This is a genomic window from Enterobacter mori LMG 25706 (genome assembly GCF_000211415.1).
In the GTDB taxonomy this organism is placed as follows: domain Bacteria; phylum Pseudomonadota; class Gammaproteobacteria; order Enterobacterales; family Enterobacteriaceae; genus Enterobacter; species Enterobacter mori.
The window spans coordinates 619,474-642,107 of record NZ_GL890774.1 but is presented as its reverse complement, the minus strand read 5'-3'; the positions used below and the strand labels follow the sequence as shown (position 1 = coordinate 642,107).

Genomic DNA, 22,634 nt, shown 5'->3' with positions numbered 1-22,634 from the left:
CATTCCTGTCAATTAACCTTTCCATTTCCGCACGGCAACATTAAAAACTGCCAATTTCTCTATACACGGGTCTTTTTCTTAGTTTGCCTCGCATAGCCACAATTTTTGTCTGGTCATCTGCTACCATCCGCGCAGCTTAATTCTCCTTCGGATGGTTATATGTCTCACTCACTCAAAAAGATGACCCTCACCGGGCTCATCCTGATGATATTTACCTCGGTCTTTGGTTTTGCCAACAGTCCGTCGGCCTTCTACCTGATGGGTTACAGCGCGACGCCGTTTTATATCGTCTCTGCGCTATTCTTCTTCATTCCCTTTGCGCTGATGATGGCGGAAATGGGATCGGCCTATCGCAAAGAAGAGGGCGGGATCTATTCGTGGATGAACAACAGCGTTGGCCCGCGCTATGCGTTTATCGGCACGTTTATGTGGTTCTCCTCTTACGTCGTCTGGATGGTCAGTACGGCCGCGAAAGTGTGGGTTCCGTTCTCGACGTTTGTGTTCGGTGCCGATAAAACCCAGGTCTGGTCGCTGGCGGGCCTCAGCTCTACGCAGGTGGTGGGTATTCTGGCGGTCTGCTGGATGGTTGTTGTAACGCTGGTGGCGTCTAAAGGCATCAACAAAATAGCCTGTATTACCGCTGTGGGTGGTATTTCGGTCATGGGGTTGAACCTGGTTCTGCTGGTGGTCAGTATCGCCATTCTGTGTCTGAACGGCGGCCATTTTGCTCAGGAGGTGAATTTTGTTTCATCTCCTAATCCGAGCTATCAGTCCGGCCTCGCTATGCTCTCCTTCGTGGTCTTTGCCATCTTTGCTTACGGCGGTATTGAAGCCGTAGGCGGCCTGGTCGATAAGACCGAGAACCCGGAAAAGAACTTTGCCAAAGGCATTATTTTTGCCGCCATCGTCATCTCGATTGGCTATTCGCTGGCGATTTTCCTCTGGGGCGTCAGCACTAACTGGCAGCAGGTGCTGAGCAACAACACCACGAACCTCGGGAACATCACCTATGTTCTGATGAAAAGTCTGGGCATGACGCTGGGGCAGGCGATGAACCTGACGCCGGACGCGGCGGCGGCGATGGGCGTTTGGTTTGCGCGCATCACCGGGCTGTCGATGTTCCTTGCGTATACGGGGGCGTTCTTCACGCTGATTTACTCTCCGCTGAAAGCCATTATTCAGGGCACGCCAAAAGCGCTTTGGCCAGCGCGCATGACGCAGTTGAATACAACCGGCATGCCCGCTAACGCCATGTGGATGCAGTGTCTGCTGGTATGCGTGTTCATTCTGCTGGTGTCGTTTGGTGGTGACACGGCGTCAGCGTTTTACAACAAGCTGACTCTGATGGCGAACGTTTCAATGACGCTCCCGTATCTGTTCCTGACGCTCGCGTTCCCGTTCTTTAAGGCGAAGCAGGGGCTGGAACGTCCGTTCGTGATTTTCAAAACTCGCGCAACAACGCTGCTGGCAACCACGGTGGTCGTTTTGGTGGTGGCGTTTGCCAACATATTCACCGTGATCCAGCCCATCATTGAGGCAAATGACTGGAACAGCGCGCTGTGGATGGTTGGCGGTCCGATCTTCTTCTCGCTGCTGGCGATGGGGATTTATGAGAACTATCGTCGTCGCTCGATGGCGTACGTCGTGGAAGTCGCGTAGCGGTAAAACGCCCCTCCCCACAGGGAGGGGCGAGTATTACAAACTTCCCGCCGGGCGTTTGCGCCCCGCTGATGACAGCGTTCTTGACGTTTTAGTCCCGCCGAGGCTTTCCAGACGCATCTGGAACGGTGGGAACGGCATATCAATTCCGTGCTCGCGGAAGCCAGCCAGAATCAGCTGGTGGATCTCATGGCGCAACGGCATACGGTGCCCCATCTCGGCGGCGTAAATGCGCAGCTCGAAGATCTGAATACCCTGCTGTAAATCCACAAGGAATACCTCGGGTGCCGGGTTATCGATCACCAGCGAGCAGCGCTCTGCTGCGGTGTAGAGGATCTGCGTCACCTCTTCGCTGTTGGCGTCAGACGGTGCTGGTACGGTCAGCACCACTCGGGTGACGGAGTCTGACAGCGACCAGTTGATAAACTGCTCGGTGATAAACGCCTTGTTCGGGACGATGATCTCTTTTCGATCCCAGTCGCTGATCGTGGTGGCGCGCGTATTGATCTTCGTGACGCTACCGGTCAAATCGCGGATGGTCACCGTATCGCCAATACGGATCGGCTTCTCAAACAGAATGATCAGACCGGAAACGAAGTTGGCAAAAATCTCCTGCAGGCCAAAGCCCAGACCCACGGTCAGGGCGGCGACCAGCCACTGCAGTTTTGACCACTCAATACCAATCATCGAGAAACCCACCAGCCCACCAAACAGCATGATCAGATACTTGGTGATGGTGGTAATGGCGTAGCCCGTGCCGGGGGTTAAATCCAGGTGCTGCAGCAGCGCCAGCTCCAGCAGTGCCGGGAAGTTACGCACCAGTTGAGTGGTGATGATCAGCACCAGAATGGCAATCAGCACCGCGCCTAAGGTGATCGGCTCCAGACTTTCAACACCCTGTACCGTGGACGTCACATCCCACAATGAGATGTTCTCCAGGAATCCAAACGCGGAGTGAATTTCCGACCACAGGAAGATCACCGACAGAAGCGCAACCAGCATCAGGAGGGAACGTACCAGCCGCAATGACTGGGTACTGATGGTATCCAGATCGATTTCGACATCGTCGGCATCGGTTGTCCCTTCTGTACTGTTGACGTGGTTTGGCTCTTCTTCACCGCGTGCGCGCTGGGCCAGAATTTCGGCGCGGCGATGCTTGGCACGGTCAAACGCCAGACGACGACGTTGGATCAGCATTCCGCGGCGGATGACATGGTAGACCACCAGCAGCAGGAACCAGATGGCGACGGAGGTTTCAAGACGTGCCAGCAGCGCCTGCGCGGTCGCCAGATACCCCACGGCTGCGGCCAGAATGGCCACCAAAGGCGCGGAGAGCATCAGGTTCCACAGCATGCGGTTGAGCATGTTATCGCCGCTGCCCGTCTTATCGAGATACAGCGGAATGCCGGCGCGTTTAAGGCTGAGTTTCACCATTGCCAGCGCGCCGCAGATGAGGATAAAGCAGAGACGGCCCAGCGAACCGGAGAATTCACGGTCATTGAGGTTATCGAACATGATCAGTGCCATGATTAGCGGCACGATCAGGCCGATGCTCATCAGGTAGTAACGCATGCCGCGCGCGACGCGGCTGCGCGGCCAGCCAAAGTGGGCGACAAACAGACCGTTTGGACGCGCGAAGGTGGCGCAAATCATCACTACCCACAGCAGCGGCACGGTGGCGGGGACGCCATCGCCAATCGCCACCGCAAGCGGATAGGGCCAGGCCTCGCGCAGGCCATATCCCAGCGTCATCCACAGCACCGGTAGCGGTGAAGCAACAAGAATCGACCAGAATACGGTACGCAGCGTCAGCCAGAAGTGATCCTGCGTCACTTTCCCGACGCGCGCGCTGGAACGTTCGAGGAAGCGCGTAAAGTGCCTGCGGGAGTAGATACTGAAGCCCACCAGAATCAGCGCGCCCAGCAGCGGGAAGATGGTCTCCTTACTGGTAATCATCATCACGCTGGCCTGGCCCAACTGGCTGAAGGTATCCAGCGAAATCAGGCGGCGCAGATCCTGAACAATCTCTATTGGCCACGAGAAGGTCATTGGCCGCACGTCAGATGTCCAGAAGAGATAACGGTGCGTCGCCTCGTTGACCTCTTTCAGCGCATCTTCCAGCTGGCTGTTTGACACTTTCAGCTTGGTTAGCTCAAGGATCAGCGTATCGCCGCCCTGCAGCAGAGAGTTCAGCAGTTCACGCTGGGTGCGCAGCTGGGCTTCAAGGATGCGGTTCTGCTCACCGGTAAGCGGTTGTCCATCGGCCTGGCGGATCTGGCGGATTTGCGGCTGCTTATTGAGGAGGTCTTCAAAATGCAGGCGCTGGACGCGCAGCTGCGCCATCTCGGTATCAAGTTGCTGCGGCTTTGGCATTTCCGGCAGGCGGGCAACCTGGGCGCGTAAGGCTTCACCCAACAGGTTGGAGGACCCCAGCCACTGGGACTGCTCACGCAGGGTGTTAAGCGCCTGACGTACCTGCAGCGTTTGATTGGTCGCCTGTCGCTGCTGCGACGCAACCAAATCCATACGCTGCGCCTGCTGGTTCAGCGCGGCTGAAAGCTCGCGGTTAACCTTGAACTGATCGACGATGCCGACAGGCAGATTTGCACTGTTTTCCGCGAGGAGTTCTGTACTTTCCAGCGCGCGTTCGGCTTCGCGCTGGCGCTGGCTATTTAACTGGTTGCGCAGGCTCTGCAGATACGCGTCCAGCTGTTGGCTCTGCTTCTGCGCCAGTTCAGCGCGCATGCGCGACAGTTCCTGGCGGTTGTTGGCAGAAAGCTGCGCCAGCTCCAGCTCATCAACCAGCGCTTTGAGCCTGGCGGATTCCGCCTGTAGCCCAAGATTTTGCGCCTGGCTCTGTGGCGTATTACCGGCTTGCGTGCCGACGCGACGCTCGACCTCGTTCAGCTGACGGCGGGCATCGGTCTGCTGCTGCGGTAGCTGGCTGAGCGAGTCGGCGATTTCACGTGCGCGCTCTTGTTCCTGCTGCGCCTGGCGGCTCTTTTCCAGTAGCTGACTGCTAACCTGGAGGATCTCCTGGTTTAGCGCATCCGACGTTAAGCCCACAGGAACCTCGCGCGGTTCATCACGCAGGTTATTCAGCTGTGAGCGCAGCGTTTGAGAGAGTTTCGGGAAGTTGTCGATAACCTGCTGATATTGCTGAGCGCGCTCAAGGGAGCCTTTTCGCTCCTCAAGCGCGTTCAGGGCAGACTGGAGCGACTCGACGGTCTCTGGCTGCGCGGGTTTCGCCGCTTTTGCCTGCTCCAGTTCCTGGGTTATCTGTTTGGCGTCGGGGGCTGTCGCTGCGTACGCCCCCATGCTGAGGCACCAGGCCATCAGTAGAACGATAATCGGGCGCACGTCAGCGATCCTTCTGTTGTTAGCCTTCGTCTTTTTTGTCGTCAACCAGCGGGCTGGCGTCATGCTCGGCGTTGATCTCTTCTTCAGGCAGCGGGGCAGGCTCTGCGTCCGGCGTGATGAAGGTTTCGGTAGACACCGCCAGCGGTTGACCCAGTTTGGTCACCGACAGGCGTTCCAGCTGTTCAACCAGGTTCACTTTACCCGGTGCAAACAAGTTGATCACGGTAGAGCCCAGCTTAAAGCGACCCATCTCCTGACCTTTCAGCAGGGCCACAGAGCCTTCCGCTTCACCGGCAGGCCAGGTCCAGCGCTTGATCACGCCTTCGCGTGGTGGGGTAATGGTGCCCGCCCAGACGGTTTCGATGCTGCCTACAATGGTAGCACCCACCAGAATCTGTGCCATTGGGCCAAATTCAGTATCAAACAGGCAGATGACGCGCTCGTTACGGGCGAACAGGTTCGGAACGTTTTGTGCGGTCAGGTGGTTCACGGAGAACAGATCCCCCGGCACGTAAATCATCTCACGCAGGATACCGTTACACGGCATGTGTACGCGGTGATAGTCGCGCGGCGACAGGTAGGTGGTCGCGAAGGAACCGTTACGGAACAGATCTGCCATCAGATAGTTACCTGCGAGCAGCGCCTCAAGGGTGTAGTTATGGCCTTTGGCCTGCAGAATTTTGTCGTCTTCAATCTTACCGAGCTGGCTGATCACGCCGTCCGCAGGCATCACCAGCACGTTAGGGTCGGTATTTAACGGGCGCACTTCATCGCGCAACGGGCGCACGAAGAATTCGTTAAACGTGCGGTAGCTGGCGGTGTCCGGTTTCTGCGCCTCTTTCATGTCGACCTTGTAGTATTTCACGAACAGGTCGATGACCAGTTTGGTCAGCCAGCCCGCTCGTTTGCTCGCGCCCCAGCCCGCCAGGCGAGTGAGCCACAGTTTTGGCAGAATGTATTGAAGCGAAAGTTTGAATGAGTTTAACAAGGTAGCCTCCAGGCCATTGTTTTGTCGTTCCTGATCCGGCGGAGAAAAGCGCCGGAACCTGAAAAAAGGGGACGATTTTAGCGATGCTTAGCTTAGTTGTCAGTTATCAGAATCAGAAAAGTTTTTACGCGTTTTTACGTCTTCCATGCTCTCAAGAATGCGGTGATAGTTTTCAAAGCGGGTTTCCGCAATCTCACCGTTCTCTACCGCCTCGCGGATAGCGCAGCCAGGGTCGTTGTCGTGCTTACAGTCGCGATATTTGCAAGCGCCTAAATAGTCATGGAATTCGACAAACCCGTTGAAGATTTGTTCCGGCTCAAGGTGCCACAGGCCAAACTCACGTACGCCTGGCGAGTCAATCACGTCGCCACCGTGCGGGAAGTGATAAAGACGTGAGGCGGTGGTGGTGTGCTGGCCCAGACCCGAAACGTTGGACACATCGTTGGTCAGGATCTCTTGCTGGAGGCCGAGAAGGTTGTTCAGCAGGCTCGATTTACCTACGCCAGATTGACCCGCAAAGATACTGATTCGGTCAGTCAGCGCTTCTTCTAAGGGCTTCAGGCCATCTTTAGTGTGGCTGGAGACCATCAGCACGCGATAACCGATCTTGCGATAGATATCCATCTGCTCATTCACGAAGGCCATGCCGTCGTCATCCAGCAGATCGATCTTGTTCAACACGATGATCGGTTCAACCTGCAGCGTTTCGCAGGCGACGAGATAACGGTCGATAATATTGAGCGAAAGCTCAGGCAAAATCGCCGAAACGATGACGATCTGGTTAATATTGGCAGCAATGGGTTTAACACCGTCGTAGAAATCAGGACGGGTCAGCACCGACGTGCGTTCATGCACGGCTTCAACGATGCCCTTAACCGTCACCCCTTCAGCGGCTTCTTTACCCGGACGCCAGACAACGCGATCGCCGGTTACCAATGAACGGATAGTGCGACGGATATTGCAACGGTGGATATCCCCGTCGGCGGATTCGACATCAGCATGCATACCAAAACGGCTAATCACGACGCCCTCTGTCGCTTCACCAAACAGGTTGTCGTCGTAATCCGGCTTCTCCGAAGTGGTTTTAAGACGGCGCTGGTGGTTGGCGTTTACGCGGCGCTGCTGCCCTTTGGAGAGTTTATTTTTACTCAATCGCGCTGGCTCCTGGTCGCCCGTAAGGGGCAAAACCTCTATGATACACTCTAATTAATACTAGTTAACCTGCTACTGCCGGTTATGCGAGAAGGGTGGAAAATAACATGAGCGCGGATGAAAACAACCTGATTTGGATCGATCTTGAAATGACCGGGCTGGATCCCGAGCGCGATCGCATCATTGAAATTGCAACGCTGGTCACCGATGCCAACCTGAATATTCTGGCGGAAGGGCCAACCATCGCGGTACATCAGTCTGACGATCAGCTTGCGCTGATGGATGAATGGAACGTGCGCACCCATACCGGTAGCGGACTGGTAGAGCGCGTGAAGGCCAGCACCCAGGGCGACCGCGAAGCAGAGCAGGCAACCATTGAATTCCTGAAACAGTGGGTTCCGGCGGGCAAATCGCCTATCTGCGGTAACAGCATTGGTCAGGATCGTCGCTTCCTGTTTAAGTACATGCCGGAGCTGGAATCGTATTTCCACTACCGCTATCTGGATGTCAGCACCCTGAAAGAGCTGGCACGTCGCTGGAAACCGGAAATTCTCGACGGCTTTAAAAAGCAGGGAACACACCAGGCGATGGACGACATTCGCGAGTCGGTTGCGGAGCTGGCGTACTACCGCGAAAACTTTATAAAGCTGTGATTTTGCGACCCGGCGCCTTGCGTGGCCGGGTTTTTGTCGTTAAATTGTTCAGCTTGCCGATTAATTAAGCATTTGAACGGATTTTCAAAAAAATCGCTTTAAGGGGGGTTGCAGCTAAAAGGATTTCTCGTATAATGCGCCTCCCGTAACGACAGAGAATTACACGTTACGACAGCAACAAAAGCAGTACAGATTTGCGGGAATAGCTCAGTTGGTAGAGCACGACCTTGCCAAGGTCGGGGTCGCGAGTTCGAGTCTCGTTTCCCGCTCCAATTTAGGTTATGTAGAGTTCCACTGAATTCTGCAAGCCATTGAAAACAGGGCCGGAAGGCCCTTTTTTCATTCCAGTGACGTCCACTGGAAACCGCCAACATCCGGGACTTTTAAGTCCATTTTTAAGTCCATGAATACGGGTAAGGCGCTTTCCGGATTGTTGCTGGAGGAGCGAGGTCAACGAGACAAGCATCTAGTCCTGACTCATAGTTCAGGAGCTGGAGCATGGCACTCTCAGATATGGCTGCCCGGAACGCCAAGGCGACCGGCAAGGCTTACACCGTCAGCGACATCGACGGCCTCTCCCTCGCGGTCTCTCCGACCGGAGGTAAGACCTGGCACTACCGTTACTACTGGGCTGGCAAGCAGAAGCGCATGTCGCTGGGCACCTATCCGGAGGTTGGCCTTCGGGAAGCGCGCGCCCTCCGTGATGCGGCCCGCGCGTTGCTGGCCAAGGGCATCAATCCCCGAGCAGATCGCAAGCAGAAGCGCCAGGCTGTCCGTCTGGCCGACGAACACACCTTTCAGGCCGTGTTCGACAAGTGGCTTGAGCACCGCAGGCTCGTCCTCAAGGAAGGGCGTCAGAGCACGCTGACGCAGATCCTTCGAATCTTCAAAAAAGACATCCTGCCCACACTCGGGAAACGCCCCATCTACGAAATTCAGCGTCCGGACCTTCTGGAGGTCGTAGCCAGGATTGAGCGTCGGAAGGCGCTCAGCGTGGCGGAGAAGGTGCGTACCTGGTTCAGGCAGATGTTCCGCTACGCGCTGATCATTGTGCCTGGCCTGCCGCAGAACCCGGCGTTCGATCTGGATGTGGTGGCGTTGCCGATGCCGCCCGTTCGTCACAACCCGTTCCTGCGAATGGATGAGTTGCCGGCAATGCTGTCACGGCTGAGAAAGTACCACGGTCGGCTTCAGACACAGCTGGGGCTTCGACTGCTGCTCCTGACCGGCGTGCGTACGGGGGAGTTGCGGCTGGCGACACCTGATCAGTTCCATCTCGATCAGGGTCTATGGATCATCCCCCCGGAGGTTGTGAAACAGTTGCAGCTTGAGATGCGCAAGGAGGGCAAGCGGCCCGGCGACATTCCTCCCTACATCGTTCCTCTGTCGGCGCAGGCCATGGAGATCATTCAGCACATGCTGGAGCAGTTCAAACCTGCTCAGCGCTACCTGTTCTCACATGGCTGGGACCTGAAGAAGCGCATCAGCGAGAACACACTCAATCAGGCTCTCAAGCGCATGGGCTATACGGATCAATTGACGGGGCATGGCATTCGGGCGACGATTTCGACTGCTCTGAACGAAATCGGCTATCCGAAAGTCTGGGTCGACGCGCAGCTCTCGCATTCAGATCCTGACAAGGTGAGCGCCGCCTACAACCACGCGGAATACGTGGAGCAGCGCCGACGCATGATGCAGGATTGGGCTGACCGGCTCGATCTGTTCGAGCAGCATCAGGTAGAGGCCGCTAGCATGCACCTGACCGTCCATCTGGAAGGTGTTCCGGAGGTTCCTGATGAGGTTCCAGAGGGTACCGAGGCAGCCGCGCCTGCCCCTGTCGTGCTGGTCTCGAAGCCTGGAGCAGGCATACCGACGCTACCTGACACGGTGCATCGACTGTCGGCGATCACGGGGCCACGTACACCGCCGGTCTTGTCGGAATGCCAGCGCGAGCAACTGGAGCGGTTGGATATCTTCAATTCGCCACATCTTCTTTCCGCGGCCGATTTTGTGAAAATGGCTGGCAAGTCGCGGCGGTGGATCAGCTACGAGATCAGCGGACGCAAGGTGTTGGCTTTGAGCCTCGGCAACCTCGGGCAGCGTGTCCCGGATTGGCACTTCACGCCGCTCAAGCACAAGCTGATACAGGCGGTTCTTAAGTTTGTGCGTGATGCGGACTCGTGGGAGATCTACCGTGCGCTTTCTGAGCCGCACGATGATTTCAAGGGGCTAGCTCCTGTAGAAGCTGTAACAGCGGAGAACATGCATGAAATCGTTATGGCGGTTTACTTCTTATTGAAGGATAAATCACCATAAATGATGAGGACACCATCTGTCGTAAATAGTCGCACCAATTAGTAGATAACCAGAAGGGGACTCAGTCCAGATTGTGCGTTCAGGTCAATCGCTGAAAAGCACCTAACCACCTACCGGGCTGGGCAATGCCGAGCATAGTCACCAATGCCTCGTGACCAATTACCTGGTGCTGAATACTCTTCATAAAAACACACGACAAAAATCATGCCCGCAGGTTGATGGCCATGCTGATATTACATCAGGACTGCAGAATCGGTGACACCGCCTGAAACTTCTGCTGTCACTATTCATCGGTGGGGTGCTGGATTAAATGGTTTACCTTTTGAGCTCTCTGAATGCCAGGTATCCCTGCATCCTAAACGTTCGCGACGATAGCGATTGAATAGATTTGAGTGTTGCTGGTACAACTTCAAACAAAACGTTCTCACTGTGATTTTGGCTACCAGAGTTTCCGCTTGAGCACTGGGTTCCTGGCATGAAAAATCAAGAAGATAACCAAGAACCAGTTACAAATGACCCTGTACCTCATGGTACGTGTCCATATGCCGGAAGTGGATGAACCGATACCTCATCTGTCTCGCAATCATGTTTATTGTAAAATGGGGGCGCTGGAAGATAATGGGGAATAGTGCTGGTTAGTGCATGGTTGCAACAATTTCCAGTACGCCGTTGATGATGAATTGTACACCCATACAAACCAGCAGGAATCCCATCAGGCGAGATATCGCTTCAATACCGCTTTTCCCCAGAAGACGCATGAGAAACCCGGAACTACGCAGGCACAGCCAGAGTATCAGACTAACCAAGAGGGTTGTGAGCACCGGTGCTACGGTGAGTACCCAGGGGGTGATGTCGACGCCGCTTTTAATCTGGGACGCGGAACTGATGATCATTGCAATGGTGCCAGGACCCGCAGTGCTGGGCATTGCAAGGGGAACGAAGGCTATGTTGACGGCACGCGCTGGGCTACGTCGCTGAATTTCGTCGGCTTTGCTAGTGGCTTCTGGGACGCTTTCCTCAGGTGGCAGGGGAAAAAGCATTCTGAAACCGATGAAGGAGACGATTAATCCTCCGGCGATCCGTAATCCAGGAATAGAGATACCGAACATGTCCATAATCAGTTGGCCGCCGTAAAAAGCGACCATCATAATGATGAATACGTATACTGAGGCCTGTAGCGCCTGCCTGTTCCGTTCGCCGGCTGACATATCCCCAGTCAGCCCCAGAAACAAAGCCACAGAGGTGAGCGGGTTTGCAAGGGGCAAAATCATTACCAGCCCCAGCACGATAACCTGGATGAGTTCCTGCATGGACGTTCCTGTAAAAATACGCCCCACCGGATAGGGACTAAGTAAGGCAAGGATATTACTGTGTATCCTCAACTTACGTTTAGCTTTTTATGTACTATATAAATAGTTGCGCCTGATAGCATCGGCTGAAAGTGAACCCAAGATTAAGAGTAATAATCAGCCGGTATGCTCGCCATGGATTCATCAGTGCCGTCCGGTGTGGCTGTAACCGATAAGGTCCGCAACTTTATGAAAATAGCCAGTCTCTTCCCGTGAGGAAAACAAGTCTGGCAAAGGTATAGCACTATTTTATTGCAGCTATTTAGTTAAAGTCATTATTCAGAAGCGCGAAACATCATGTGTGTGGTCGTTTTCCAGCAGAAGGAACTGACGCCAACTGACCTCGTCGACCTCAATGCCATTACCCAGCCGATGTTGCTGATGACGCCGCTCCGCCTCGGCGGGCAACATTACTCGCGGTACTCGCGGTCGCCATGGCCTTAGCGGGTCCATTGTAAATGTGCAATCAGCTCATCTTGCCACTCCGGCCCCATATCCTGCAGGTAGGGATTAATTATCAACGACAGTATACTATTCATCACCACCCCGACACCTTTGGTTTTTTTTCACGCAATATCAACCCGCTACAGATGCTGCGTAATATAATCATGTAAGAAGGTATGGCTTAGAAGAGGCATAATCTGACCTTAAAAAGTATAAAAACCGGTCCGGGAGCGACCCAGACGGCAGTAATCCGGGTTAGCGTTGTATCCCCCAGAGTTTGATAGTAAGGCGTTTCATAGTGGCATAGTTCAGCGTCTCCAGCAGTAAACCAATCAGGATCACCGACGCCAGTCTGGCAAAAACCGGTCGGTATAAAGCTCGTTACGGTTCTGGAAAATGTACCAGCCCAGACCGCTGGAGGCGCCAAATATCAGCTTGGCAGCGATTAACGTCCGTCAGGAGAAAGCCCTGTCGATTTTTAACCCGGCAAGAATAATAGAGGGTACGGCTACAGGTACCAGAATTGCCAGACGTAACTTAATCCGGTAAGGGCGTTATTCCACCCTGTCATCCGCAGAGTCTCGCTGACGACAAGAAAGCCCGAGCAGACCTCGTCCCAGGTGCGTGGAGACCGAGTGTGCGCTGAACGCTAGCGCCAGTAGCGAGCCGATCGCATATCCTTTGAGCGAGGTGTCCATTGAAATCGCAATTTTTGCCGGCAGTTCGCCGCTGCGGATATCCTTAACAAAAAGCGTGGATAACTTGTACCATGCCTGGAAGCATCAGATCGTTGTTTTGCCTGCACGCGCCTGCTTTCCGCAGTATCGCGAGCGCTATTACCAGCAGCGTTTTACGCAGCGGAGTAAAATTCCACAGACGTTGCATCCATGGCAACGTCTGCTCAAGGGGTACATCGTCTAATGGTGCCAGTTCCTGTAAGTATTCCGGGTGCACCGGGGGTAATTGCTTCCTCATTAAGGACTTATTCGCTTAATTTAATAAAGAGGGCGGGGCGTTCTGGCCTTGCAATAGGGGAGCGGGGGCAGTGATGGTTTTCTTTCCTAACGCGAACTGGGTCGTAGATTCCAACATGGCTATTTCCTCGACACATAGCGCGACCATCCATGCAGGGCGGTTCATTGCCATCCTAGGCATGTTGTCTGGTTTTGCACCTTTGTCGACCAACATGTACCTGGCAGGCTTTGCGCAGATGGCAGATCACTTCGGCGTATCCGAGGGTGATGTCAGGGTGACGCTGTCGATGTTCTTCCTAGGCTGGCTCTCATCATTGCCCCCCGTGCTCGGCGGCTTCATCATCACACATGTGGGATGGCAGGCCATCTTTGTCGTCACGCTGGCCTTCGTGCTGATCTGAGCGGCCTTTGTCTGGTTCCTCATGCCCGAGACTTTGTCCCCTTAAAGGCGCAAAGCGGAAAGTCTCCAATCGGTTCGCACTGCGCCGCTACCGTCTCCAGGTATTGCTAAACGCTGGCTTGATGCTGAACGTCGCCGCGGCCAGCAACCGTCTTGGCGGTATTCGTAGGAAAATTGGTCGCGCTGCTGATACCGCTCTGGTTTGCAATTGGCACATTGGGCCTCATCAATGCCAAAGCGGCGGCAATCGCAATAGTTGCCAGCGGGCAACATCGCGGCAGCGGGTCATCTCTCATCGTAGTATTGCAATTCTGTATCGCCTTTGCCGTCAACAGCTTGGTGGCTGCCAGTCAGAGTGGTACGGCGTACCCGATGACAATTGCCATTGTCGTTTGCGTAGTGCTTGCGACCGGACTATGGTTTTTTGGCTCGGCGAACAGAAGAATGGACGATTTCATAATGTCCTATATGTTTCGGCGTTTGATATAGATAATGATTTTTTGCGGCAGGCTGGCTGGTATTGTCGGCGTTGGGGCGTCACGATTTGTCATCTTTATTCCCGCACAATGTCTCTGCTTCCTAGGGCAAGTACGCCTTGAGGAACACCTCGATAGCGTTGTGTACTGCGGCCATTCTAGTGTCTGTGTCGGGACGTGAGTCCAATCCCCATAGCTGGCGTTCTACCAAACCGGCTTCGCACAACGATTTGAAGTAAAGGCCGGTTTGCCGAAGTGCAGCGCGGTTCAGCAATCCTCTTTCCATAAGGCTTTCAAGAACGCTGCATATTGCTAGTAATGTGTGCTTGGATCCATTTTCATAAAAGATGCGACTGAGCTGCGGTTGCCGTCCGGCTTCTCCGATGATCAGCCGATTTACAGCTATGACTTCCGGCCGAGTGACCAGGTCCAGGTAGCACATACCGAGGCGCATCAAGCTGGCCCGGAGGGCCGTTTCCTGCTGTGCGGCAGCGAGAGACTCGTTCCCGTCTTTCCCGGCCTCCGCTACAAACGCTTCAAACAGAGCTTCCTTGTTGGGGAAGTAACTGTAGAGCGTCACCTTGGATGCACCAGCCTCGGCGGCCACTGCTTCCATCGTCACAGAGCCGAACCCTTGTTCAATGAACAGCTTGCCTGCGGCCTGGACGAAGCCCAGGCGATATGTTTCCGTCTTTTTTCTCATCAGTTATGTCCGCTTCTCCGGGAGGGTTGCTCCTCAAGGATAACTGAACGTAGTCGTAAACAAAAGTTGACCGTGGTGCAGGTTAAACTTATATTGAACGACAGCGTTCATTTATTAAGGCGGCAATGGTGACTTGTCCAGGGATCTCCGGCTCACGCGGGAACGCGAGAGTTGGCGTTGTTTCGACCTTCTTGGAACTCAAGAGAAAGATCAAACATGCCCCGGGCTACGACGGGCACCCCATTGCATTCGCACTGCGCACGACCCTGGCCGCTCTGCTGGCGCTGTTGTTGGCCCACCAGTTCCAGATCCACCATCCTTGGTGGGCGGCAATGACGGTGTGGCTGGTAGCGCAGCCCTCCACACGCGGATTGTTGCTTGAGCGCTTTCTGGCGCGCATGCTCGGCTCGGCTGTCGGCGCGCTTGCTGGTGGCGTGATCCTGTTGGAATTCGAGGGACGGCAGCTACCGTCGTTGCTCACGCTGGCTGTGTGGCTAGCCCTATGCGCAGGCGCTGGCAGCCTTTTCCGTCACTATCGTAGTTACAGCTGCGTGCTGGCGGGCCTGACAGGGGGCGTCATCGTGATGTCCGGGCTGAACGAAGGCATGCTCGATATGCACCTGGCAGTGGATCGCGTGCTGTGCACGGTAGTCGGTATTGCCTGTTCGGCGCTGTTGGTGCTGCGCACCGTACCCTCTGGACAAGCCGAAGGCCTGAAAGCAAGGCTGGATTTGGTGTTGCAGCGCAGTCTGGACCGCGTTTCTGCCCATCTCCGGTTCGACGCAACATCCTCGTCCGCGCAGCCCCTGGTCGACGACATTGCCGCGCTTGTACGCAGCGCGGACAATGATGCAGCCGGTTCGCTACAAGGCAGGCGAACAGCACTGCGAGTACATGAGGTCACCGGCCTGCTGCTGGAACTGGTTGCCTTGACGCCCGCGGTGAATGGCATGCCGGAAGTCACGCCAGTACAGCATGGTGATACGCAGGGTCGATTGGCCGCGTTTGTGCGCTTAGCCGCCGAGCAAGCAGAGCGCGGTAACAGACAGGCGGCAGGCCTGGCTTTGGTGCTGCGTGAACTACGGACCGTTCTAGCCTCTCCCGTCGCGGTTGGGTTTGCGAGCGTTTGCCGGGACGCAAACCTCCAAGCGGTATGGAGAGCGGCGGGACGGCCGGTTTTGGCGCTGGCGCTGACGTTCGCCGTCTGGCAGGTCACCGGCTGGCACGCCGGCCCCATGATGGTCATGACGGCAGCTTTGTTTTCTTCGCTGCTTTCCAGCAACGAACAGGGCAATCAGATCCTGCTTCACGTATTGGCGGGTTCGCTGATTGGAGCACTGGCGGGGACACTGGCTAGATTGTTCGTGCTGCCTCACCTCGGCTTCGATGGCGCCGTTTTGCTGTACATCGCGCCTTTCCTGTTGTGGGGGGCGTGGCTGATGCGGCGTCCGGCCACAGCCAGGATGGCCACCGATGTGAACATGGCCTTCCTTCTCACGGCACAACCATTCGGCACACCAGCCGAATCGCTGCTGGCGGGGGCGAGTGAATCGACCGCTATCGTACTGGGTGTGCTCGCCGCGGTGGCGACGTACTGGTTGTTCCTGCCATCCACGCCGAAAGTGCATCAGCGCCTGGCACTGCTGCGGGTCGCTACTCTGGCCGAGCGCGCAAGCGCGGCTGCTGGCTCCGGAGCCGGTGAATACATCCACCATGCATTGCGCGCGACGATGGTGAGGTTGCTGGAAACCGGCTCATTAGCTGAAAAGACATTCGCGGCGGGTATGGACTGCCTGGCCCAGTCGCGGCTGCTGCTCAACCCCCCCACGGGTAACTCTGCTTTCCGATGCGGAACTCCAGGGCCGGGCATGACCGCTAGCGAGACCCTGCGTACCGCCAGCGCCAGGCTGAAAACATATCTCACCCCCCTCGCTAACCAACAGGAGTTTAAATGAGCCAGAGCCAACGCCGCATCGAGTTCACGGGCCAGTACATCGCTGGCCAGTGGCGATCAGGAAACGCCGGGACTATCTTGCAGGATCGCAACCCCTATAACCAGACGCTGCTGACCGAAATCGTGCAGGCCAGCGCCGGGGACTTGGACGAGGCCTATCGTGCTGCCGCCAAGGCTCAGCGGGAATGGTCGCGGACGCTGCCGTCCGAGCGTTCGGCGGTGCTCTATCGCGTCGCGCAGTTGCTGGAAACCCGTCGCGCGGAGATCGTGGACTGGCTGGTCGCCGAGTCGGGAAGTACCCGGATTAAGGCCGAAATGGAGTGGAGCGCGACCCATGCGAACACTCTGGCGGCCGCGACTATGCCAGGCCGGGTCGCCGGACGCATTCTGCCGGTGGATATCCCCGGCAAGGAAAGCCGCGTATACCGTGGCTCGATCGGCGTGGTCGGCGTCATCAGCCCGTGGAACTGGCCCTTGCACCTGTCCAACCGCTCCATCGCTGGCGTTAGGCAACGGTGTCGTGGTCAAGCCCGCCGAGGACACGCCTGTGACCGGTGGCCTGCTGCTGGCCAGCATCTACGAAGAGGCCGGGCTGCCGGCGGGCCTTTTCAACGTCGTGATCGGAGAGGTCAGCGAAATCGGCGATGCCTTCACCTTGCACTATATCCCGAAGTTCATTTCCTTCACCGGCTCGACGCGCGTTGGCCGCCGCATCGGCCAGTTGGCAGTCACCGGTCCCACGCTCAAGCGCGTGGGCCTGGAGCTCGGTGGCAATGCCCCGCTCGTGGTACTTGACGACGCCGATTTGGAGCGGGCTGTCAACGCAGCGATCGTTGCCCGCTTCCTGCATCAGGGCCAGATCTGCATGAGTGCCAACCGCATCATCGTTGACGCCAGGCATTACGACCGCTTCACCGAAGCCTTCGTCGAGCGCGCCAGGAACCTGAAGGGCGGCGACCCCAACGATCCAGAGACGGTCATCGGGCCGCTGGTCAACGCGAAGCAGATCAACGGCGCAATCGAGCGCCTGGCCGCCGCCCGCGCCGCAGGTGCGCGTCAGGTGTTTGGCGGAGAAGCGCAAGGACAGGTTTTGCCTCCACACGTGTTCGTCGACGTCGCCAACGATTCCGTGCTGGCACAGACCGAGCAGTTCGCGCCGATTGCCCCCCTGATCCGCGCCGCCGACGAGGCCGAAGCTCTGCGCCTGGCCAACGAAACCGAATTCGGCCTCTCCAGCGCCGTATTCACAGCCGACGAAGCGCGCGGCGTACGCTTCGCACAGCGTATCGATGCGGGCATGACACACGTCAATGACATCACCCCCAACGACGATCCGCACAACATGTTCGGCGGCGAGAAGAACAGTGGCATTGGCCGCTTTAACAGTGACTGGTTCATTGCTGAGCTGACCACGGACCACTGGATCACCGTGCAACAGTCGCCACGTCCGTACCCTTTCTGATTTCACGACGTTGCGCCGGTGACCTGGCAGGCCCATGACTGCCAGGTCACCGCATCGGAAGGCATGCCCGCAATGCGTGCCATTCATCAAGCCAAAACCATAGGAGTCCGATAATGTGGAACGACAAGAACCCCTTCCTGCAAGGCCCCTACGAGCCGTTGCATAACGAGCACATCATCGACAGCGTGCATATTGAGGGCCAAATCCCCAAGGAACTCAACGGCACCCTGTACCGAACGGGCGGCAGTCAATATTATGAGCCGCTGGATGCCGAACTGTTCCACTGGTTCGACGGCGATGGCATGGTGTACGCCTTCAGGCTGGAAAACGGCAAGGCCGCCTACTGCAACCGCTGGGTCCAGACCGAGGCTCTGAAGGCCGAGCATGAGGCCGGGCACGCGTTGTACAACGGGGTCACCGGCCACAGCGGCAAACCCCAACTCCCGCTGCCCGAAGGCGCTCCGAAGATCAAGGCAGTGGCGGGCATTAACGTCATCCGCCTGGGGGATCGCGTGCTGGCATTGCACGAGGTCGGTGAACACTACTGGGAGCTTGATCCGGTCACCCTGGACACTATCGGCACCTTCAATTTCGATGGGCAAATAGAGGGCGCGCTGACCGCGCATCCGCATTTTGACGCAGCCGCCAACGAGTGGGTTTTCTACGCGCTGGATAACGAGCGCGGCTTCCTGGAGTGCTTCACCACCGACCCCGCAGGCAAGGTCAAGTCCAAGCACCGCGTGTCGCTGTCATGGGCACCCTGGAACCACGACTTCATTTTCACCCCGCAGCACTACATCTTCTTCTTCGGCCTCATCAATGCACGCCCCTGGGCGGTGGACCGCATTCCGCAAGGCAAGAGCTCCTGGTACGTGGATCCCACGCAGGACCGCAACGCCAAGATCCTCTTTGTCGACCGCCAGACCGGCGAGCCAACCTGGCTTTACCCGCAGGAGGCCGAGTTCATCCTGGGCCACTTCCTCAACGCCTATCAGGACGGCGACGACACGGTCATCGATGCCAGTATCACCCCGTTGTCCGGCGTGCTGCACGAGTTCAACCCCGAGAACTACTACCCGTTCCCGATTGTCGAAGGGCCATCGCCGTTCGAGCAGCCGCAGTTGTGGCGCTTGGCCATCAACCATCGCAAAGGTACTGTGGACTATCGGCGGATCGGCGACTTTTCGGCGGAATTCGTGCGCCCGAACGAGACAATACAGGGGCAAAAACACCGTTATGGCTACATGGCATCGGTGCATGCGCCGGGCCCTAACACCCGGGGCTTCAACTCCTTGGCCAAGCACGATTACGAAACCGGCACGACGCAATTCCAACACATCGCCGGCGACGTTGAGTTCACACCCGGCGAGCCCATCTTCGTGCCGCATCCGCAGGCGACGTCCGAAGACCACGGCTGGGTGCTTGCCCTTTGGTACAACCCGCGCAGAAACACCAGCGAACTGATCGTTCTTGATGCCGCCGACTTCGCCGGCCAACCCGTCGCCCGTATCAAACTCGATCACCACGTACCGTTGGGCTTTCACGGTAACTGGATTACCAACGAATAGCCGGGGATGGAGGTGTTGCTACTGCAGCATCTCGATAGAAGCCAATTCATTCTACGGGCTAACAAATTCCTCACACGAAACGTGTGATGGGGACGCAAGTCAAGCATACCAAGTGCTGCGGGTAACCCGAAGAACATGGTACATGGCTTTGATGCTGAACTCAGCCTAATGCTTTTCGATGAAGACATGCTTCATATCAGGTGTTTCGCGAAGTATGCTGCGGCCATTTGGAGAATGGTCAGTTCCTCTTTATGCTCAGGGGCTGGCATTTTCAGCGGTCAGACTACTTTAGTGCTCTGACGAGGTAATTTGTTGCTGTTGTTAAGTGTGCTAGGCATAAAGCTGTATTCATACAGGCTGAATTCACGGGCCGCGTCAGTCATACCAATGCGTCCTGCAAACTTCATGGCTTCGTTACGGAATTTAGGCGTGTGCTGTCTGCGGGACTTCTACTGTTTGGTATGGGTTTTGTCATGCAAGTCACGTCCGTCAGAGAATTTACTCACTCAGTCGCATGTCCCCTATTGCTGATTAAGATAAAGGCACTAAGTATTAACAGAAAAGACGGCATTGGCATCATGATAAGGTTGAAGTCATCGCTCAACTCAATAGTACCAAGGTCTCCTAAAATTATTTCATCTTTAATCTCAACTGTGGAAGGAAAATAATATATGCATAAACGCCTGAACATGGGAAGAGGAGTGTACGAATGTCACTGATTACCATTGTGCTTGTTTTTATGATGGCGATAGTTGTTACGGTTTTCATATCCCATCTATTGCCCGTAAAGGTTCCTTTACCGCTTATACAAATCGCTGCCGGAGCGGTTCTTGCTGCTGGTGGTTTTCAGGTCGACTTCGATCCACATATTTTTTTGTTGCTTTTTATTCCTCCTCTCCTGTTTCTTGATGGGTGGAGGATCCCAAAGGATGCCTTTTTTAATGATATGAAACCAATCCTGTCGCTGGCAATCGGATTGGTTCTGGTGACGATTATGGGGCTTGGCTGGCTAATCCACTGGCTTATCCCGGTAGTCACCGTGGCATCTGGATTTGCCCTCGCAGCCATCCTATCGCCGACAGACCCTGTCGCAGTGTCAGCCATGACGACCAGTTCTCCCCTGCCATCAAGGATGGGGCATATACTTGAGGGTGAGTCTCTACTAAACGACGCATCCGGGCTTGTAGCGTTCAATTTTGCAATAGCTGCTGTACTCACTGGTAGCTTCTCACCAGGCGAAGCAGTCACTAAGTTCTTACTAATGGCAGTTGGAGGGATGCTCAGTGGATTGGTTGTTGTTTGGATTACCGGTAAGTGCAATAACTTTCTGGTCAGGCGGACACGTGAAGAACCGGCCATACAGATTCTGATAAGTCTGCTTATCCCGGTTGCCGCATACATATTGGCCGAAAGCTTCCATGTTTCAGGAATCCTTGCATCGGTCGCCGCAGGGATTGCTATGCATTATGAGCAATTATCTGGTCCCCGCCTTCCGGCGACACGCATGAAAAGCAGCGCAGTATGGAACATGTTGCAGACTACACTAAATGGGATGATATTTCTTATGCTTGGTGAGCAACTTCCTCGGATGCTTAAGACTTTGCCCGAAGTTGCCCTACAGGCAGGGGCTGCCTCACCATGGTATTTGTTGTTGTACGCCGTAGTTATCACACTGGCTCTTGGAGTTATGCGTTTTTGTTGGGTGTGGCTGTCCATGACCCTGACGATATTTCGTCAGAAACGTCAGGGTAAAATGACAACCATACGTCCTCGAATTAGTATGATGGCGGTGATGGCTCTGGCTGGGGTAAAAGGTTCTGTAACGCTGGCTGGTATACTGACTTTGCCAGTCGTTCTGGCAGATGGCTCCCCGTTCCCGAAAAGAGAATTACTTATATTTCTCTCTATGGCAGTGATCTTAATGTCTCTCATCATTGCAGCTATCGGACTCCCTTACATGGCTCGGTTTCTTGAGGACGATTTACCCCATGATTTAGATAAGGAGAATATCGGCGCTGCGCTTACTGAAGCGGCCATTACTCGCCTGAATGAGTTACTTGACCAACCAGTTGGCGACCCTGTGGAAGAAACATTGCGCGTGGATACGGGAAATATGCTCCTGGAAACGTATCAGCGCCAACTTCACTATAATGATCCTGATGAGAAGAACAGTGTCGGGTCTGATTTGGGCAGGCGAATCCAACTTGAAAAATACATGCAAAGGGAAGCGATCATTGCCCAACGCAATGAGCTTTTTAGACTTCGGCGAGCTCGTAATATCAGTGATACGACTTTTCAGAAGACTCTCAGAGCTATTGATATGAAAGAGGAAAGCTTGCATTAATACAATTTAATTAGAGTTCAGAATCATCCATATATAAAATGTTGCTGATGGGCTGAAGCAAAGTTTTCGATACCGATGATGAAAATCGTAAAAATTTTGGAATAGGTAATATGATGAGGCTACAACAACGGAGATATCTTCTTAGTTAAAAAATCTTAAGGGATGATCCAGAGTATAATAATATATGGAATTCAGTGAATGACAAAGTTCGTGAATATGTCTTGCCCTCGGAGACTGTAATTTAAATTATGTTTTTATCTTGTTGATATGTTCACTGCAACAAGGGGGAAAGACAACTTATGTTCGAAAATAAACTAAGCCATTTGTCTTATTGGCTGTGTGATTAACACTCAGTCCTGGCTGAGATTTTACAAACAACGCGGCAGCCTGTTCCAGAATTTCTTTTTTCATTTCCAGTCGTTTAATCAGGAGTCCTGAGCGAGTGGTTTCTATTAGATGGATATCAGAATACCATTGTTTTTTCTTGGATATTTATGACAAATAGTCTAGGTAAATTTCATCGCTTATGATCGATCCATAGTCCGTGTAGATTGGCCACCACTCCCGATACCTCCAATACCATGGCGTGAAGTGAGGCCAAGCAATTCGAAACTATTTGCTGTTCCAGTGAAAGAACTGTTTCTAGTTAAAGGGATTTCGCACAATGCTGATACCAATTCTTTAGTTTGGGGTTTCTTTTTCTTTATTTCTGGAATAATGGTATTGTTTTTATACTCATCTGAAATAAGATAGAGTGTCCCATAATCTATACAGATTAACCCAATCATGTGTCATTGAACACATTCCTAAAAGAACTCTTACATCATATCTT

Annotated in this window: 12 protein-coding genes, 1 tRNA gene and 4 pseudogenes; 10 read left to right on the top strand and 7 right to left on the bottom strand. The window is 54.7% G+C overall.

Features of this window, described 5'->3' with window-relative positions:
- Window positions 1–159: 159 nt before the first annotated feature.
- Window positions 160–1,659 carry a glutamate/gamma-aminobutyrate family transporter YjeM gene (gene yjeM / locus ENTMO_RS0104870; RefSeq protein WP_010427744.1) on the top strand — a complete coding sequence of 500 codons (1,500 nt, stop codon included), beginning with the start codon at window positions 160–162 and terminating at the stop codon, window positions 1,657–1,659.
- 36 nt (window positions 1,660–1,695) lie between these two features.
- Here the strand turns inward: yjeM and mscM are convergent, their stop codons facing one another.
- From mscM to rsgA, 3 genes are all read right to left on the bottom strand, one after another.
- A complete protein-coding gene (gene mscM / locus ENTMO_RS0104865) occupies window positions 1,696–5,019 on the bottom strand; it encodes a miniconductance mechanosensitive channel MscM (protein ID WP_010427743.1) in 3,324 nt (1,107 codons plus the stop codon).
- A gap of 19 nt (window positions 5,020–5,038) precedes the next feature.
- Window positions 5,039–6,007, bottom strand: coding sequence for an archaetidylserine decarboxylase (gene asd / locus ENTMO_RS0104860; RefSeq protein WP_010427741.1), 969 nt, complete (start codon window positions 6,005–6,007; stop codon window positions 5,039–5,041).
- A gap of 99 nt (window positions 6,008–6,106) precedes the next feature.
- Window positions 6,107–7,159, bottom strand: coding sequence for a small ribosomal subunit biogenesis GTPase RsgA (gene rsgA, locus ENTMO_RS0104855; protein WP_010427739.1), 1,053 nt, complete (start codon window positions 7,157–7,159; stop codon window positions 6,107–6,109).
- Between the two features lie 107 nt (window positions 7,160–7,266).
- Between rsgA and orn the strand changes: the two genes are divergently transcribed.
- From orn to ENTMO_RS26925, 4 genes and pseudogenes are all read left to right on the top strand, one after another.
- Window positions 7,267–7,812 carry an oligoribonuclease gene (orn, locus tag ENTMO_RS0104850; RefSeq protein WP_010427737.1) on the top strand — a complete coding sequence of 182 codons (546 nt, stop codon included), beginning with the start codon at window positions 7,267–7,269 and terminating at the stop codon, window positions 7,810–7,812.
- Window positions 7,813–8,008: 196 nt separating this feature from the next.
- A tRNA-Gly gene (locus ENTMO_RS0104845) sits at window positions 8,009–8,084 on the top strand.
- Between the two features lie 226 nt (window positions 8,085–8,310).
- On the top strand, window positions 8,311–10,128 hold the full coding sequence (locus ENTMO_RS0104840) for a tyrosine-type recombinase/integrase (protein ID WP_010427734.1): 1,818 nt from the start codon (window positions 8,311–8,313) through the stop codon (window positions 10,126–10,128).
- 173 nt (window positions 10,129–10,301) lie between these two features.
- Window positions 10,302–10,394 (top strand): annotated as a pseudogene (locus ENTMO_RS26925) (hypothetical protein); the annotation flags it as partial.
- Between the two features lie 369 nt (window positions 10,395–10,763).
- Here the strand turns inward: ENTMO_RS26925 and ENTMO_RS0104835 are convergent.
- Together ENTMO_RS0104835 and ENTMO_RS26450 are read right to left on the bottom strand one after the other, a co-directional pair.
- Window positions 10,764–11,438: a MarC family NAAT transporter gene (locus ENTMO_RS0104835; RefSeq protein WP_010427733.1), complete on the bottom strand. Its 675-nt coding sequence runs from the start codon at window positions 11,436–11,438 to the stop codon at window positions 10,764–10,766.
- Window positions 11,439–12,176: 738 nt separating this feature from the next.
- A pseudogene (locus ENTMO_RS26450) lies at window positions 12,177–12,896 on the bottom strand (ABC transporter permease).
- Window positions 12,897–12,966: 70 nt separating this feature from the next.
- Between ENTMO_RS26450 and ENTMO_RS0104825 the strand changes: the two are divergent.
- Window positions 12,967–13,296 (top strand): hypothetical protein, encoded by a 330-nt coding sequence (locus ENTMO_RS0104825; protein WP_157133706.1) that lies wholly within the window; start codon window positions 12,967–12,969, stop codon window positions 13,294–13,296.
- Window positions 13,297–13,874: 578 nt separating this feature from the next.
- On the opposite strand, the gene ENTMO_RS0104815 is transcribed toward ENTMO_RS0104825, so the two are convergent.
- Window positions 13,875–14,474 (bottom strand): TetR/AcrR family transcriptional regulator, encoded by a 600-nt coding sequence (locus ENTMO_RS0104815; protein WP_010427724.1) that lies wholly within the window; start codon window positions 14,472–14,474, stop codon window positions 13,875–13,877.
- A gap of 191 nt (window positions 14,475–14,665) precedes the next feature.
- On the opposite strand from ENTMO_RS0104815, the gene ENTMO_RS0104810 reads away from it, so the two are divergent.
- The 3 genes and pseudogenes from ENTMO_RS0104810 to ENTMO_RS0104800 all read left to right on the top strand — a co-directional run bounded on the left by ENTMO_RS0104810 (window position 14,666) and on the right by ENTMO_RS0104800 (window position 19,458).
- Window positions 14,666–16,429, top strand: a complete 1,764-nt coding sequence (locus tag ENTMO_RS0104810) for an FUSC family protein (RefSeq protein ID WP_162096484.1) — start codon at window positions 14,666–14,668, stop codon at window positions 16,427–16,429.
- A pseudogene (locus ENTMO_RS26920) lies at window positions 16,426–17,890 on the top strand (aldehyde dehydrogenase family protein). The gene ENTMO_RS0104810 and the pseudogene ENTMO_RS26920 overlap by 4 nt, the downstream one beginning before the upstream one ends.
- 113 nt (window positions 17,891–18,003) lie before the next feature.
- Window positions 18,004–19,458, top strand: coding sequence for a carotenoid oxygenase family protein (locus ENTMO_RS0104800; RefSeq protein WP_010427722.1), 1,455 nt, complete (start codon window positions 18,004–18,006; stop codon window positions 19,456–19,458).
- 105 nt (window positions 19,459–19,563) lie between these two features.
- Here the strand turns inward: ENTMO_RS0104800 and ENTMO_RS26435 are convergent.
- Window positions 19,564–19,933 (bottom strand): annotated as a pseudogene (locus tag ENTMO_RS26435) (IS3 family transposase); the annotation flags it as partial.
- Between the two features lie 234 nt (window positions 19,934–20,167).
- Here ENTMO_RS26435 and ENTMO_RS0104795 point away from each other — a divergent pair.
- Entirely contained in the window at window positions 20,168–21,802 is a 1,635-nt protein-coding gene (locus tag ENTMO_RS0104795; protein WP_010427719.1) for a Na+/H+ antiporter, read from the top strand.
- Window positions 21,803–22,634 lie beyond the last annotated feature (832 nt).